At 57.9% G+C, this 14492-nt stretch carries 14 protein-coding genes; 5 read left to right on the forward strand and 9 right to left on the reverse strand.

Annotation, left to right across the window (positions count from 1 at the left end; all coding sequences use genetic code 11):
• Positions 1-124: 124 nt before the first annotated feature.
• Positions 125-763 carry a ribosome biogenesis GTP-binding protein YihA/YsxC gene (gene yihA, locus YERSI8AC_RS23690; RefSeq protein WP_009286228.1) on the forward strand — a complete coding sequence of 213 codons (639 nt, stop codon included), beginning with the start codon at positions 125-127 and terminating at the stop codon, positions 761-763.
• On the opposite strand, the gene YERSI8AC_RS23695 is transcribed toward yihA, so the two are convergent.
• The 8 genes from YERSI8AC_RS23695 to YERSI8AC_RS23730 form a co-directional block, all read right to left on the reverse strand.
• Entirely contained in the window at positions 736-1494 is a 759-nt protein-coding gene (locus YERSI8AC_RS23695; RefSeq protein WP_041157314.1) for an HAD family hydrolase, read from the reverse strand. The genes yihA and YERSI8AC_RS23695 overlap by 28 nt on opposite strands.
• Entirely contained in the window at positions 1491-2435 is a 945-nt protein-coding gene (locus tag YERSI8AC_RS23700) for a tyrosine recombinase XerC (RefSeq protein WP_138799527.1), read from the reverse strand. The genes YERSI8AC_RS23695 and YERSI8AC_RS23700 overlap by 4 nt, the downstream gene beginning before the upstream one ends.
• The gene (locus tag YERSI8AC_RS23705; protein WP_022521223.1) at positions 2428-3138 is read right to left on the reverse strand and encodes a DUF484 family protein; all 711 of its coding nucleotides are present in this window, start codon (positions 3136-3138) and stop codon (positions 2428-2430) included. The genes YERSI8AC_RS23700 and YERSI8AC_RS23705 overlap by 8 nt, the downstream gene beginning before the upstream one ends.
• 16 nt (positions 3139-3154) lie before the next feature.
• A complete protein-coding gene (gene dapF / locus YERSI8AC_RS23710; protein ID WP_022521222.1) occupies positions 3155-3988 on the reverse strand; it encodes a diaminopimelate epimerase in 834 nt (277 codons plus the stop codon).
• Positions 3988-5259: a diaminopimelate decarboxylase gene (lysA, locus tag YERSI8AC_RS23715; RefSeq protein WP_022521221.1), complete on the reverse strand. Its 1272-nt coding sequence runs from the start codon at positions 5257-5259 to the stop codon at positions 3988-3990. The genes dapF and lysA overlap by 1 nt, the downstream gene beginning before the upstream one ends.
• Before the next feature lie 33 nt (positions 5260-5292).
• Complete coding sequence (lptM, locus tag YERSI8AC_RS23720; RefSeq protein ID WP_022521220.1) at positions 5293-5424, reverse strand: LPS translocon maturation chaperone LptM; 132 nt, start codon at positions 5422-5424, stop codon at positions 5293-5295.
• Positions 5421-6824 carry an argininosuccinate lyase gene (gene argH, locus YERSI8AC_RS23725; protein WP_022521219.1) on the reverse strand — a complete coding sequence of 468 codons (1404 nt, stop codon included), beginning with the start codon at positions 6822-6824 and terminating at the stop codon, positions 5421-5423. The genes lptM and argH overlap by 4 nt, the downstream gene beginning before the upstream one ends.
• A gap of 97 nt (positions 6825-6921) precedes the next feature.
• Positions 6922-8979: a sensor domain-containing protein gene (locus YERSI8AC_RS23730; protein WP_159177738.1), complete on the reverse strand. Its 2058-nt coding sequence runs from the start codon at positions 8977-8979 to the stop codon at positions 6922-6924.
• Between the two features lie 136 nt (positions 8980-9115).
• Here YERSI8AC_RS23730 and hemC point away from each other — a divergent pair, with 136 nt between their 5' ends.
• From hemC to YERSI8AC_RS23750, 4 genes are read left to right on the forward strand one after another with little or no spacing between them, the layout of a single operon-like run.
• Positions 9116-10060 carry a hydroxymethylbilane synthase gene (hemC, locus tag YERSI8AC_RS23735; RefSeq protein WP_138799529.1) on the forward strand — a complete coding sequence of 315 codons (945 nt, stop codon included), beginning with the start codon at positions 9116-9118 and terminating at the stop codon, positions 10058-10060.
• Positions 10057-10836 (forward strand): uroporphyrinogen-III synthase, encoded by a 780-nt coding sequence (locus YERSI8AC_RS23740; RefSeq protein WP_138799530.1) that lies wholly within the window; start codon positions 10057-10059, stop codon positions 10834-10836. The genes hemC and YERSI8AC_RS23740 overlap by 4 nt, the downstream gene beginning before the upstream one ends.
• 13 nt (positions 10837-10849) lie before the next feature.
• Positions 10850-12346: a uroporphyrinogen-III C-methyltransferase gene (locus tag YERSI8AC_RS23745; RefSeq protein ID WP_208457973.1), complete on the forward strand. Its 1497-nt coding sequence runs from the start codon at positions 10850-10852 to the stop codon at positions 12344-12346.
• Complete coding sequence (locus tag YERSI8AC_RS23750) at positions 12343-13620, forward strand: heme biosynthesis HemY N-terminal domain-containing protein (protein WP_027957997.1); 1278 nt, start codon at positions 12343-12345, stop codon at positions 13618-13620. The genes YERSI8AC_RS23745 and YERSI8AC_RS23750 overlap by 4 nt, the downstream gene beginning before the upstream one ends.
• A gap of 60 nt (positions 13621-13680) precedes the next feature.
• Here the strand turns inward: YERSI8AC_RS23750 and mscL are convergent, their stop codons facing one another.
• A complete protein-coding gene (mscL, locus tag YERSI8AC_RS23755; protein ID WP_159177739.1) occupies positions 13681-14208 on the reverse strand; it encodes a large-conductance mechanosensitive channel protein MscL in 528 nt (175 codons plus the stop codon).
• Positions 14209-14492 lie beyond the last annotated feature (284 nt).

Below are 14492 nucleotides of genomic sequence, written 5' to 3' on the forward strand. Positions count from 1 at the left end.
TCGCGGTACTGCTCTCAATTCTCTATCATGAGTCGCTATCATGCGTTCTACTTTATCGAAGCGATAGAGAGGTGATAGTGCGCAGAGTAGGCCGCTTTTATGTTCGTTTTTCAGGATCAACCCAATGACTACCCCCCATGATAGCCCAGTCCCTCGGCTGAACTACCCGACGGCAAGTTTTCTTATCAGCGCCCCCACCCTGGCCCTGTGCCCGGATGATACCGGCGCAGAAGTAGCCTTTGCCGGGCGTTCAAACGCGGGCAAATCCAGTGCTATCAACGCATTAACGCAACAAAATGCGTTAGCGCGCACCTCGCGCACACCGGGGCGCACCCAGCTGATCAACTTTTTCAGCGTTATGAACGACGAGTCGCGGCGTTTGGTCGACCTACCCGGCTACGGTTACGCCAAGGTGCCGGAGGCGGTCAAGCTAGAGTGGCAAAAGCACCTAGCCGAGTACCTGCGCAACCGTTTCAGTCTACGCGGCTTAGTACTGCTAATGGACGTGCGCCACCCGCTCACCGAGTTCGACCAAATGATGCTCGATTATGCTGACCAGCGCGGAATGCCGGTGCATATTTTGCTCACCAAAGCCGACAAACTGAAAAAAGGCCCTGCCAGCGCTGCGTTGCAAAAAGTGCGCTCACGCTTGAAAGAGTGGGAAGACCTCGTCTCTGTTCAGCTGTTCTCTTCACTCAAGCGCGACGGCGTCGATACGCTGTCCCAGAAGCTCAATCAGTGGCTGTATACACCGCCAGAATGAGGCGCCTCTAACTTCTCGAGAATGCTGGGCAGCTCTTTAATATGGGCAATACGATGCACGCGCGTGGGGAGCGGTTGATCCTCTGTTTCAGAAATCCATACCGCGTGCATGCCCAACTGCTGGGCAGGTAACACGTCCTCCTGCCACGAATCGCCCACGTGCATAGCACACTCGGGGGAAACGTTTAAGCGCGACAGCGCGGTGAGGAATGGCGTCGGATCAGGCTTGGGCGCCAGTAACTCACCCGCGGCAATGGCCACCGGAAAGTAGCCAGCCAGCGGCTGACGTTTAAGATGAATATTACCGTTGGTGATCGCCGCCAACTGATAGCGCTCTGCCAGGGCAGCCAGCAGTCCGGCCGCTTCTGGATGGGGCGTGACCTGCACGCGCAGGCGGTGAAACTCATTCATCGCTGCTGCTGCCCACATCAACGCAGCACTGCGGTGCAGACCTGCGTGTTCTAACTGGGCCTCCAGTGAGCGCAAACGTAGCCAAGTGAAGTCGCCGCGCCGTTCGGGCACCTCTTTGGCCAACTGTTGACGGCGCTGCAGATAATCCAGCCCGCCGCTTTCGTGGGATAACGCCAGCGCTGTTTCCTGGCGTGCCGCTCGCCATGCCTCAAGTGCCTCCAGTAGCCAGCGGTAGTGGCCCTCTTCGGTACGCGCCATGACTCCGTGGTTGTCCCATAGGGTGTCGTCCAAATCGAAGGTAATGGCCTGCAGCATCGTCATGGTTTGCTCCTGGGGCTATTCTTACTGTCGTTGGAGCCTCGTTTAGCACGAGGGTGCGCTGCGTCGTAGCTGGTCGCCAGATGCTGCCAATCAAGCCGGGTGTAGATTTGCGTGGTCGATAGATTGGCGTGCCCCAACAGCTCTTGCACGGCGCGCAGATCCTGGCTCGACTCCAACAGGTGACTGGCAAAGGAGTGCCGCAAACGGTGCGGGTGCAGGTGTTCGGGCAAGCCACGGGCAAGCGACAGCTGAGCTAAGCGCTTTTGAATGGCACGATGCCCCAAGCGCTGCCCGCGTTGGCCCACAAATAGCGCCTGCTCATCAATGGGTGCCAGCACTGAGCGACACCCCAGCCACTCAGCCAGCGCCTGCTGGGCGCGGCGCCCTACCGGCACCTGACGCGGCTTGCCGCCTTTGCCGATCACTCTTACCCGGCTATTCTGCAAATCGCCCAAATCAAGCGCCGCCAGCTCCGCTAAGCGCAGGCCACTGGAGTAAAACAGTTCAAGAATAGCCTGATCTCGCACGCCCAGCGGCGAGCCATCGTGGGGGGTATCGAGAAAGCGCGCCAGGGCGTCGACATCCACCGGGCGCGGCAGGTGGCTGGGCTGTTTGGGCGTACGCAGTAGTCCCACCGGGTTATCGACCAGCACATCCTGCTTGACCAGGTAATCGGCGAAGCGGGAAAGTGCCGCCCGCCGCCGGGCCAGGCTTCTAGGCGCCAGCCCCCGGCTACGCTCCGACCCCAGAAAAGCCCTCAGCAGAGCGGTATCTAACGCTGCAGGATTTGTCACATCGCGTCGCTCGGTGAAGTTACACAGTGCGGCCAAATCATGCTGATAAGCCGCCACCGTGGCAGGGCTAGCATGGTATGCCAGCGCCGCTAAAAAAGCCTCAACGCGCTTGGCTATCGTTATTTCCGTTGGAAGAGCTTCAGCCATAGTCGCCCAGGCGCACCAGCAGGCGCGCGACGATATCACCCAAGTACTCAGTGAACAGCGTATCCATGCTGGCCCGATAGGCGTCAGGGCTGGGGCTGGCCAGCAGCAAATAGCCCAAAGGGTCACCCGCCGAGAGCCGTGAAATCGCACAGGAACCGGCTTTGCGCGGCGCTTTGACATGGGGCAGCAAGCACTTCCAGTCGCTGACGCTAAGTTTCACACAACGGCTGGTGCGGCCATCCAGCAGCGCCGACAGCCGCGTGCTGGCATGTTGATCAAGCACGTGCCGTGGCGGTTGAGGCGGCGTCGGTTCACTATCGCTTAACGTGGCCGGACACCACAGCGCCATGGCCGGGGTTTCAAAGCGCTCGCTAAGCTGGGTGGCCAGCGCTTGCGCCAGCGCATCGCGATCCGGCGCTTCCACCAGGGCTATCAACGTTTCCCGCAGCCGGCGGTACTGGGATTCGTTATGGCGAGCAGTCTCCAGCAGGTGCTCCAGGCGGCCCTCGGCGGTTTCCGCGCGCTTACGCAGGTCTAACACCAAGCGTTCTAGCAGTGACACCGCCCCGTCGATATGCGGGTGGGGCACCTGCAGCTGCTGCAGTAACCCTTCACGACCGACGAAAAAATCGGGATGACGCGCCAGCCAGAACGCCACTTGATCAGGCTCGAGCGTTTTGCGGGGTTCAGGGGCTTGTGACATCGCCGTTCTCCTCGAATTAATTAAGTGCTACGCGGCCATCGAAGACGCGTGTAGCTGGCCCCACCATCGTTAGCGCCCCTTCAGGGTCAGGCCACTCAATGCTGAGCTCTCCACCGGGTAAATGGACTTTTACGGGGCTTTTTAGCAGCCCCTGGCGAATACCGCTGGCAACTGCAGCGCAGGCACCGGTACCGCAGGCCAGCGTTTCGCCACTGCCGCGCTCATACACACGCAAACGAATTTCACTGGGCGAGAGTACCTGCATAAAGCCCACGTTAACACGCTTGGGAAAACGCGGATGCGCCTCTACCAACGGCCCGAGGCGCTCCACCGGGGCGCTATCAACGTTCTCAACCTGCATCACAGCATGTGGGTTTCCCATAGAGACCACGCCGATCTGCAGCGTTTCATCACCCACTTGTAACTGATGCAGGGGTTGATCCCCAGGGGCATCGAACGGCAGCGCCAAAGGGCTAAACCGCGGGCGGCCCATATCCACTCGCACCATACCGTCGTGCTGCACGGTCAGCACCAACGGGCCCCCGGCGGTTTCTACGTGGATTTCATGCTTGTGGGTCAATCGCTGATCGCGCACGAAGCGGGCAAAGCAGCGTGCACCGTTGCCACAATTTTCCACTTCACTGCCGTCAGCATTGTAAATGCGGTAGCGAAAATCCATCTCTGGATCCCGGGGCGGTTCGACGAGCAACAACTGATCAAAGCCAATGCCGAAACGCCGGTCTGCCAGTGCACGAATCTGAGCTTCGTCCAACCGGGCGCGCTGAGTGACTAGATCCACCATGACAAAGTCATTACCCAGGCCATGCATTTTGGTGAAGTGTAACAGCATCAACGCCCCCCTTCGGGCAGCAGCGCTTCACCCGCCCACAGACTGGCAACGGTTTCCCGCGCGCGCACCACATGGCAGCTGTCGCCATCAACCATTAACTCGGCGGCGCGAGGGCGACTGTTATAGTTCGACGCCATAACAAAACCGTAGGCCCCCGCCGAGCGCACCGCCAAAAGATCGCCTTCGGTAATCGCCAGCTCGCGTTCCTTACCCAGGAAGTCACCCGTTTCACACACTGGGCCCACTACGTCGTAAAGGGCGCTTTCGCGTGTTTGACGAGTATCCACCGGCACAATCGCCTGCCAGGCCTGGTACAGCGCCGGGCGAATCAGGTCATTCATGGCCGCATCGACAATGGCGAAGTTCTTGGTCTCTCCAGGCTTGAGAAACTCTACCCGAGTGAGCATGACACCCGCATTGGCGGCGATGGAGCGACCGGGTTCAAACAGCAACGTAAGCGCTTCGCCACCTTCCCAACGCGAAAGCCGCGCCAACAGTTGGCTAGCGTAATCAAACGGCTGGGGCGGTTTTTCATCGCGGTAAGGCACGCCTAAACCGCCACCTAAATCAAGGTGCTCGATTTCGATGCCCCGCTCACGCAGCCGCTCCATAAGCACCAGTAAGCGATCAAGGGCATCCAGGAAGGGTGCGGTTTCAGTTAGCTGTGAACCGATGTGGCAGTCGAGCCCCTTCACCTGCAAATTGGGCAGGCTTGCGGCTAGTTCGTAAACCGCCAACGCTTCATCCACCGGGATGCCGAACTTATTATCCTTCAAACCAGTGGAGATATACGGATGAGTACCCGCATCCACGTCTGGGTTGACCCGCAATGAGACCGGGGCAATTTTCCCCAACTCACCGGCGACACGATTCAAGCGCTCAAGTTCGGGGCGTGACTCAACGTTAAAGCACTTAATGCCCACGTCCAGCGCACGAACCATTTCATGGGGTTGCTTGGCAACGCCCGAAAACACTACTTTCGCCGGGTCGCCACCGGCTTTTAGCACCCGCTCAAGCTCACCGATAGAGACAATATCGAACCCCGCGCCCAGCTTGGCCAACAAGCCCAGCACCGCCAGGTTAGAGTTGGCTTTCACCGCGTAACAAATCAGGTGCGGGTGACCACCCAGTGCTTCGGTATAGGCGCGAAAGTGACGTTCAAACGTCGCTTTTGAGTAGACGTAGCAGGGCGTGCCGAACTCGTCGGCAATGCGTGACAGCGGTACATCTTCGGCGTACAGCACGCCATCGCGGTAATTAAAATAGTCCATGGTGCTCTCCCCTTCTCCTGGGCCTGCAGCTATCTATTCAGACGCCTGGGCAGATTGCTCGTCAGCGGGTGCATCTTCCGGCAGATAAAGCGGCCCTTTTTGCCCACAGCCGACAACCGCGGTTAACAGCAGCGCCGAAAGGGCCATGATTGCCAGCGTTTTCATGCGCCCGCCTTGAGCGCACTCAGCGCCTCACGCGCTCGCTGTGCAGCTGCCCGCACCTGGTTGGGTGCTGTGCCACCAATATGGTTCCGGGCGGCTACCGAGCCTTCCAGGGTCAACACCTCGAACACATCCTGCTCGATGGTATCGGAGAACTGTTTGAGCTCATCCAGGCTCATCTCAGACAGGTCTTTTTCGCTTTTAAGGCCATACGCCACCGACTGCCCGACGATTTCGTGGGCATCGCGGAAGGCCACGCCTTTACGCACCAGATAGTCGGCCAAGTCCGTCGCGGTAGAGAAACCACGCCGCGCCGCTTCATACATGCTGGCTTTCTTGGGCTCAATGGCGGGCACCATATCGGCAAACGCTTTTAAGCAGTCGCGCACGGTATCCACTGCATCGAACAGCGGCTCTTTATCTTCCTGATTGTCTTTGTTGTAGGCCAGCGGCTGCGATTTCATCAGCGTTAGCAGCGACATCAGGTGGCCGTACACGCGGCCGGTTTTGCCGCGCACCAGCTCAGGCACATCGGGGTTTTTCTTCTGCGGCATGATTGAAGAGCCGGTGCAGAAGCGGTCGGGCAAGTCGATAAAGTTGAACTGGGCGCTGGTCCATAGCACCAGTTCTTCGCTCATGCGCGAAAGATGCATCAGTAGGATGCTGGCGAAGCTGGTGAATTCGATAGCGAAGTCACGATCTGAGACCGCGTCCAGAGAGTTTTCTGTTGGACGGTCAAAGCCTAATAGTTCCGCTGTCACGTGGCGGTCGATGGGATAGGTAGTGCCAGCCAGGGCGGCAGCACCCAGCGGCATTACGTTGACGCGCTTGCGGCAGTCCAGCAGGCGCTCGTGATCCCGGGCCAGCATCTCTTGCCAAGCCAGAATATGGTGGCCAAAGGTGACCGGCTGGGCGGTTTGCAGGTGGGTAAAACCGGGCATAATGGTCTCGGCTTCACGATCAGCCAGTTCGATCATGCCTTCACGCAGACGCTTGAGCTCCACTTCGATAACATCGATCTCATCGCGCATAAACAGGCGAATATCGGTGGCGACCTGGTCGTTGCGCGAGCGCCCGGTGTGGAGTTTTTTGCCGGTAATACCGATCTTTTCGGTCAGCCGCGCTTCGATGTTCATATGCACATCTTCCAGCGGCACCGACCAGTTAAACTCGCCGCGCTCGATTTCGCCCTGAATCTCGTTCAGGCCATTAATAATCGCATCACGCTCGTCATCGGTGAGCACGCCTACCCGAGCCAGCATAGTGGCGTGGGCGATGGAGCCCTGGATGTCCTGGGGGGCCAGGCGCTGGTCGAAATTAACTGACGCGGTGAAGCGTGCAACAAAGGCATCGGTGGGCTCGCTAAAGCGACCGCCCCAAGACTGATTCGTGGCTTGGCTCATCGAAGATATATCCTGCTGACAAAACAATGGAGTCGTTAGCAGAAAGTGTACCAGAGTCACCACGGTCAGCGGCACGCCGTTTTTATTTCTGTGGCGGCTAAGAGCGTGACGTTACGACGGCAGGTGGTTTGTGGAGAAACGCGTGCAGGGCACTTAGGGACATGGGGCGGGCAAAGTAGTAGCCCTGATAGTAGTCACAGTGACGCTGCTGCAGGTAGCCAAACTGCTCTGCCGTTTCTACGCCTTCTATCAACACTTCGAGCCCCATTTTCCCCGCCATGGCGACCACGCCGTCGATAATAGCGGCATCGTGGCGGTCTGAAATCACATCGCGCACAAAGGATCGGTCAATCTTGATGCGATTAATCGGCAGCCGCTTTAAATAGCTTAGGCTAGAGAAGCCGGTGCCAAAATCGTCTAGTGCAATCAGGACTCCCAGCGCTCGCAAATTCTTTAACGCCTGGATTGCTTGTTCGGCGCTATCCATCAGCACCCCCTCGGTAAGCTCCAGCTCTAACAACGCTGGCGTTAGACCGCTGCTCGCCAGCACCTGCTCAAGGGAGGTGAGGAAGCCAGGGCGTTGAAACTGCATAGGCGAAATATTGACCGCCATGGTGATCTCGCCTAACCCCAGGCCATTGAGCTGCTGGGCATCGCGACAGGCAGTAGCCAACACCCACTCGCTAATGGGAATGATCTGACTAGTATCCTCGGCAAGGCTAATAAAATCAGATGGTGGGATATTGCCGCGCTCAGGGTGCTGCCAGCGGATCAGCGCTTCAACCCCCACCACGCGACCGCTTGGCGCGTGAATCTGCGGCTGGTAATGAAGCTCGAACTGCTGCTGCTCAATGGCTTGCTGTAGCGCGCTGCGTAAGCTAACCCGTTCGCTCACCTTGCGGTTCAAGTCTTCGGTATACCAGTAGTAGGTATTGCGCCCGCGCCGTTTGGCTTTATACATTGCCAAATCCGCCTGCTGAATAAGCTGGCGGGGGTTGTCCATGCTGCCGTCATTGATGGCAATCCCGATACTGGCGGTGATGCGCAGCTCGCTGTCGCGGTACCAGTAGGGCGGCGAAAGCCCCTGGAGAACCCGCTCGACCACCTGTATCACATCGTCCTGATGGGCTAGATCCGGCAACAACACCACAAACTCATCGCTGCCAAAACGCGCGACGGTGTCCCAGGGGCGCAGTTCATTCTCCAACCGCCTGGCCACTTCAACCAGAATAAAGTCGCCCACTTCATGGCCCAAGGTATCGTTGATCGGCTTAAAATCGTCCAGGTCAATAAACAGCACGGCTATATAGCGATGGTAGCGGCGCGCCATCACGCCCCCCTCTTCCAAGCGCTGACCAAGTAACAAGCGGTTGGGCAGCCCGGTCAAGGCGTCGTGATGGGCGTTATGGTCGAGTTGAGCCTGATATTCGCGCTGTTCAGAGATATCATTCTGTACGCCGACAAAGTGGGTCACTTGGCCGTTCTCATCGCGTACAGGTGAAATGTGCAAGTCGTTCCAAAAAACCGTGCCGTCATGCCGATAGTTACGGATGACCACGTGTACTTCACGCTGCTCGGCAATCCCTACCTGTAGCTGCTTGACGGTGGCGGGGTCGGTCTCTTCCCCCTGTAGGAAACGGCAGTTACGCCCCAGTGCCTGGTTGCGCGAATAGCCGGTAATGCGTTCAAAGGCAGCGTTGACGTAAACCAGAGGCAGATCGCTGCTCTGAGCATCGACAATAAGAACACCATTGGTGCTTGATTCAACGCTACGCTCCAATAATTTTAGCTGTTGTTCGCTAGCTTTACGCCGCGTAATCACCCGGGCGATTACGTAAATCACGTCCTCCCCCAACGACGGCGAAATTTCTAACCAGTGCTGCTTGCCGGTTGCGGAAACAGCGCGCACCTCAAAAGGAATGACCTTTTCGCCTTGATGCACTCGCTGCAACGCCCGTTCGATCACCGGGTGGTCAAGGGGGTTAATGACGACACCACAGGAACGCCCGATCAACTGTTCAGAGGTATATCCCAGCAGCGTCTCGAAGGCTGGATTGACTTGCAGCAGCGTGCCTTTAAAGTCGATACAGCAGAACAGATCCCGTGAAAGCAGGAAAAACTGGTCAAGCTGGCCGCGGGGTAACACTGAGGACATACAATTTCCTAGGGGGACGGATAAAGCACGTTACGGGAGCATAATCAGTTCCGTTATTTTTACTGTGGCGCTCGGTGCTTTATGATGACACTTATCATAGCTTGACTCGCCGTGTCTGCGGTATAGGGAGAATAACGTGCTATCAATCACCAAACTGCGCATTGCCACGCGTAAAAGCCAACTGGCCATGTGGCAGGCTGAGTACGTTCGTGACCGCTTAATGGCGGCTCACAGCGGCCTTGAGGTCGAGCTTGTGGCTCTGTCTACCAAGGGCGACAAAATTCTCGATACACCGCTTTCAAAAATTGGCGGTAAAGGGCTGTTCGTTAAAGAGCTGGAAGACGCCATGCTCGATGGCCGTGCCGATATTGCCGTCCACTCGATGAAAGATGTACCCATGCTCTTCCCCGAAGGGCTGGGCCTGTCGGTCATCCTAGAGGGGGCCGACCCTACCGATGCGTTTGTATCCAACCACTACTCTAGCATTGATGAGCTTCCCGAAGGGGCACGAATTGGCACCGCCAGCTTACGCCGTGGCCTGCAGATGCGTGAAGCCCGCCCCGACCTGCAAATTCTCAACTTGCGCGGCAACGTACAAACGCGGCTAGGTAAATTAGACGCGGGAGAATTTGACGCCATCATCCTGGCGACCTCAGGCCTTAAGCGGTTGGGCTTGGGTGAGCGGATTGCCCAGGCACTGCCGCCGGAAGTGTGCCTGCCCGCCTGCGGCCAAGGAGCCCTAGGCATTGAGTGCCGCCTGCATGACCCCGAGCTGATTGCCTTGCTAGCCCCGCTGGATGACGCGGATACCGCGACGCGTGTGCGCGCCGAACGGGCCATGAACACGCGCTTAGAGGGCGGCTGCCAAGTGCCTATTGCGGGCCACGCGGTGCTGGATATTGAAAATGAAACCCTTTGGCTACGCGGCTTAGTGGGCAACCCAGAGGGCACCGAAGTGCTGCGCGCCGAAGGCCGTGGTTCGATGCATGAGCCCGAAGCGCTGGGCATTCGCATTGCCGAAGAGCTGCTCGACCAAGGCGCTGGCGATATTTTGGCTGAGGTTTACGGCCGCGCCATATGAGCCAACCGGTACTGATCTGCCGCCCTGGCGAGCGCGGTGAAGCACTGGCTGCTGCTCTGCGCGAGCGGGGCGAGAGCGTTGAATCACTCAACGTGATGCAACTCGAAGTCTTACCAGAAACCCCTGAAATGCGGCGTATCTGGCTGGATATTGATCAGTACCATAAGATAATAGTCATCAGCCCCTTTGCGGCCACTTGCTTGAGTGAAGCGCTAGATCGCTTCTGGCCACAGCTGCCCATTGGCATTGACTACTACAGCGTTGGCAGCGCCACCGCGGCAACGCTTTATGATCAGTTGGGCGTACGTGTGCATGTGCCTGCGCCCAGTGCAGGTGAAGATACCAGCGAAGCACTGCTTGCGCTTGCCTCGCTTCAACAGTTAGGGCACCAGCGTATTCTACTGGTGGCGGGAGAAGGTGGCCGCCCGCTGCTCGCTGAAACGCTTGCTGAGCGGGGGGCGCAGGTGACTCGCGTAGCGGTGTATCGACGCACGTTTCACCCCCTTGAACCCGCTCTGCAAACGCGCCTTTTTTCAGGTAATTACCGGGCGTTGATCGTCACCAGCAGCGAACTGCTGGAACATCTGGCAAAATGGTGCAATCAGGCGGCCTTGAACCAACCGCTAATCGTTTCCAGTCGCCGTTTGGCTACACTGGCTGGCATACTGGGTTTTTGTGACCCCAAGGTGGCGTCCGGAGCTACGCCAGCTGCGTTGATAGCGGCGTTGGAGACCTGCGACCCACAGGGTGCCGATGTCGATCAAGGAACTTACTAAGGGCTAGCGACACATGAGCAAACAAGTAAACGATCAGGACGATGTACAACCAACGTCCTCCGATGCCTCTCAGGGCGTCCCTAAAACGACCGACAAAGCAGCTTCCACGACCGACGCGACTGAGCCCAGCAAGCCGAACACACCGCCGAGCTCAACAACACCTGCTCAGAGTGGCGCTAAAAATAGCCGGTCGCGGCGGCGTGGAAAGGGCTCGCCCACTGCGAGTTCAACCGCTGCTAGCAGCACTACCAGCACGGCTAAATCGGCAGATACCACATCCAGCAACGCAGCCTCACCTTCCCAGAGTGCCGCTCAACCCAGCCCATCTTCCTCAAGCGGATCGGCTTCTAGTTCGCCATCGTCAAGCGCCGCCTCGTCAAAGCCGACCAGCGGCAAGTCATCGGCGGGCACTACGCCGCCCACCGGCCACAAAGGCAGCGGTAACGGCCAAAGCGGTGGGGGCAAAGGCGGAGGCAGTAAAAGCGGCGGCCTCGCGATTGCCCTGGTGATTATCCTGGCGATTGCCTTGGCATTTGTCGTTTGGCAGGGCTGGCAGCGCCTGGAGAACCAGCAGCAGCGCCTCGATGAGGTCGCACAGCAGGCTGAGGGGAGCGCCTCACAACAAGCGGTTAGTGACCTTGAGTCACGCCTTGATAGCGGCGAAGCCGAGCGCGATGAAGCGCTGCAGAGCACACTGGGTGACCTGCGTGATGAATTTGACAGCTACCGCAGCGACGTCGATGAGACCCTGGGCCAAGTGCTGGACCAGCTCTCTCAAGAGCAGGACACCGACGAGCGCGAGTGGTTGCATGCCGAAGCCGCCTACCTGCTGCGTCTGGCCAATCAGCGTTTACAGCTGGAAGGCGACGTTGATGGCGCAGCTGCGCTGCTGCGTACCGCCGATGCGCGCCTAGTAGATGCTGACAACCCGGCGTTGACGCCCGTACGCGCAGCGATCGCCAATGAGCTAGCCGCTCTGGATGCCGTGCCCCAGGTTGACCGTACAGGCCTCTACTTAGCGCTCAATGCCCAGCAGGAACGCATCTCCTCTCTGCGACTCTCTCAAGAAATTGAGGAGCAAGCGGTAACCTCTAGCATCGAGCAGCCGCCGACCGGCACTTTCCAGCGCCAGCTGGCGCGCTTCGGTGAAGAGCTCAAAGACCTGGTGGTGGTTCGCCATCACGATGAAGCGCTGGAAGCGCTGATTACCCCAGAGCAAGAGTCTTACCTACGCCAAAGTCTACGCTTAGTGCTGGAGCAGACGCAGTTGGCCCTGCTCAACGAAGAGAAAGAGCTTTATGACGCGAGTATCGACAAAGCGCTACAGCTGCTGAACGACTACTACGACACCACTCGTGAAGAGACCCAAAGCGTTATTACGCGCCTTCAAGAGCTCAAGGAAGCAGAGGTAAAACCCGAGCTGCCCGATATCAGCGCTTCACAGCAGGAGCTCGCACGCTTTATCGACAACCGCTATAAGACGCGTGGCCAAAGCGGAGGTGATTCATGAGAAAGCTTGTTCTCCTCATTGTCGCAGGCCTCGCCGTCGGGGCCCTGTTTGGGCACCTGATGATGTCGGTGCCCGGCTATTGGCTAATCCGCGTGGGCGACTCATCCATCCAGACATCGTTTTGGTTTGGTCTGGTGCTGCTGTTTGCCGCCTTTATCGTCCTACACTTTGTACTGCGTTTGCTCAGCGGCATTATTCGCCCTATGGGGCGTTTTCGTAGCTGGAACAGCCGCGCACGTAACCGTCGCGCCATGCAGCGCACCGTGCGTGGCCTGGTAGCACTGACCGAAGGGCGCTGGAAAAAAGCCGAAAAAACCCTGGTTAATGCCGCCGATGATTCCAGCACACCGCTGGTCAACTACCTATCCGCAGCGCTGGCGGCCCATTACCAGGGCCACCACGTGAAATCCCAGGAGCACCTGAATCAGGCGCAGCTAACCACCGACGGAGCCGATACGGCCGTTGGCTTGATGCAGGCGCAAATGATGATTGAGCGTCAGCAGCCGGAAGAAGCGCTGGCGATTCTTAATCGCCTGGATAAGAAGCTCTCCAACCACCCGCAGGTGCTCAAGCTACTCAAACAGGTGCATTTAAGCGTCAACGATTGGGAAGGCTTACGGCGTTTGATTCCACGCTTGGCGGCGCAGAAGCTCATTACCCAGCAAGAGCGTGAGCAGTTGGAGTTTAAAGCCTACCGCGAGCTGATCGTGTTTGAAGCGCAAAACCCCACCAACATTGAGCGGGTGCGCGGCCTTTGGGCTGATATGCCCGACTACCTGCGCGGCAATACCGAGCTGATCGTGCTATACAGCGAAGCGCTGATTCAAGCCCACGAAGAGCCCATTGCCGAGCGTTTGCTCAACCACTCGCTGGATCACCACTGGGACGCACGCTTAGTAAAACGCTACGGCCTGCTGAATGTGAACGCCGGTCGCCAACTAGTTAAAGCCGAGAAGTGGCTGCAGGAGCGCCCCAACGACCCCGAGCTGCTGCTCGCCTGCGGTCGCCTCTCGCTGCGCACCGGCCAGTGGCAAAAGGCGTTGGAGTACTTTGAAGCCAGCCAGCGGCAGCGCCCCAATGGCGAAGTTTGCGCTGAACTTGCACGTCTCTATGCAAGCCTTGGCGAGCATAATAAGAGCCAGCTCTACTATCGCCACAGCGTCGAAATGCTGGCCAAATCGCTGCCATCGCTGCCGCAACCCAGCGATGCTAACGACAGCAAAAAGCCCGGCAGTAAGCAAAAAGACAGCAAAACCATTAAGAAAAGCGCCTAGGGTTGCTGCTGGTATAACGTGAAAGGGCGCCTCTTCAGCAGTGGCGCCCTTTTTAGTGGCTCAAGGTTTTGCGGGTGGCATTTGCGGTGGCGCAGAGGTAACTTCAACCGGCGTTTCAGCCTCCGCTGGCTGATCCAACATTGCTGTGCAGTGGCCACAGCGCGTGGCTTTGATCGGCACCACCATCAAACAGTAAGGGCACGGCTGCTCCGTAGGGTTCGCAGGCGCTACCGCCTCTTCGCGCTTTAATCGGTTAATGGTGCGTACCAATAAGAAGACCACGAAGGCGACAATCGTAAAGCTGACCACCGCATTGATAAAAAGCCCGAGGTTTAGCGTTACCGCCCCTGCCGCCTGGGCATCCGCCAGCGTTGCATAAGGGCCGCCCACCGCCCCTTGGCGTAACACCACAAACAGATTGGAAAAATCCACACCGCCCACCAGCAAGCCAATCAGCGGATTCATCACATCCGCCACCAGGCTCTGCACAATCAGCGTAAACGCCCCACCGATAATGATCCCCACCGCCATATCGACGACGTTGCCTTTTACCGCAAACTCTCGGAATTCCTGGAAGAATTTTGCCATGTTCAAACGTCCTAACGTTTCGTTTTAGCCAATACCCTAGGTTATAGCGTCTTGCTAAAAGCATGGGCTAGGGTGTGTTAGACGGCAAGTAATTTCCTGGCGGTTCGATACTAGGCATTATAAAGCGTTGAAGCCCCTTCCTCGTGCAACTATGTGTCAGCGACTAACCAAGCTATACGAGTCGTTGCTGAAAGCTCAGCGAATAGGCGTACTCGGAAGCTTTCCCCCTCTTGTTACTACCTTGCATTACTAAAGTCTTAGACGTTATTTAGCTTTCAAGTGCG

It is taken from the genome of Halomonas sp. 113 (assembly GCF_904067645.1).
Taxonomy (GTDB): Bacteria; Pseudomonadota; Gammaproteobacteria; order Pseudomonadales; family Halomonadaceae; genus Vreelandella; species Vreelandella titanicae.

Bases quoted from the DNA above. Each gene is read 5' to 3' on its own strand.
- yihA (WP_009286228.1), top strand. From the start codon at position 125: ATGACTACCCCCCATGATAGCCCAGTCCCTCGGCTGAACTACCCGACG.
- YERSI8AC_RS23695 (WP_041157314.1), bottom strand. From the start codon at position 1,494: ATGACGATGCTGCAGGCCATTACCTTCGATTTGGACGACACCCTATGG.
- YERSI8AC_RS23700 (WP_138799527.1), bottom strand. From the start codon at position 2,435: ATGGCTGAAGCTCTTCCAACGGAAATAACGATAGCCAAGCGCGTTGAG.
- YERSI8AC_RS23705 (WP_022521223.1), bottom strand. From the start codon at position 3,138: ATGTCACAAGCCCCTGAACCCCGCAAAACGCTCGAGCCTGATCAAGTG.
- dapF (WP_022521222.1), bottom strand. From the start codon at position 3,988: ATGCTGTTACACTTCACCAAAATGCATGGCCTGGGTAATGACTTTGTC.
- lysA (WP_022521221.1), bottom strand. From the start codon at position 5,259: ATGGACTATTTTAATTACCGCGATGGCGTGCTGTACGCCGAAGATGTA.
- lptM (WP_022521220.1), bottom strand. From the start codon at position 5,424: ATGAAAACGCTGGCAATCATGGCCCTTTCGGCGCTGCTGTTAACCGCG.
- argH (WP_022521219.1), bottom strand. From the start codon at position 6,824: ATGAGCCAAGCCACGAATCAGTCTTGGGGCGGTCGCTTTAGCGAGCCC.
- YERSI8AC_RS23730 (WP_159177738.1), bottom strand. From the start codon at position 8,979: ATGTCCTCAGTGTTACCCCGCGGCCAGCTTGACCAGTTTTTCCTGCTT.
- YERSI8AC_RS23740 (WP_138799530.1), top strand. From the start codon at position 10,057: ATGAGCCAACCGGTACTGATCTGCCGCCCTGGCGAGCGCGGTGAAGCA.
- YERSI8AC_RS23745 (WP_208457973.1), top strand. From the start codon at position 10,850: ATGAGCAAACAAGTAAACGATCAGGACGATGTACAACCAACGTCCTCC.
- YERSI8AC_RS23750 (WP_027957997.1), top strand. From the start codon at position 12,343: ATGAGAAAGCTTGTTCTCCTCATTGTCGCAGGCCTCGCCGTCGGGGCC.
- mscL (WP_159177739.1), bottom strand. From the start codon at position 14,208: ATGGCAAAATTCTTCCAGGAATTCCGAGAGTTTGCGGTAAAAGGCAAC.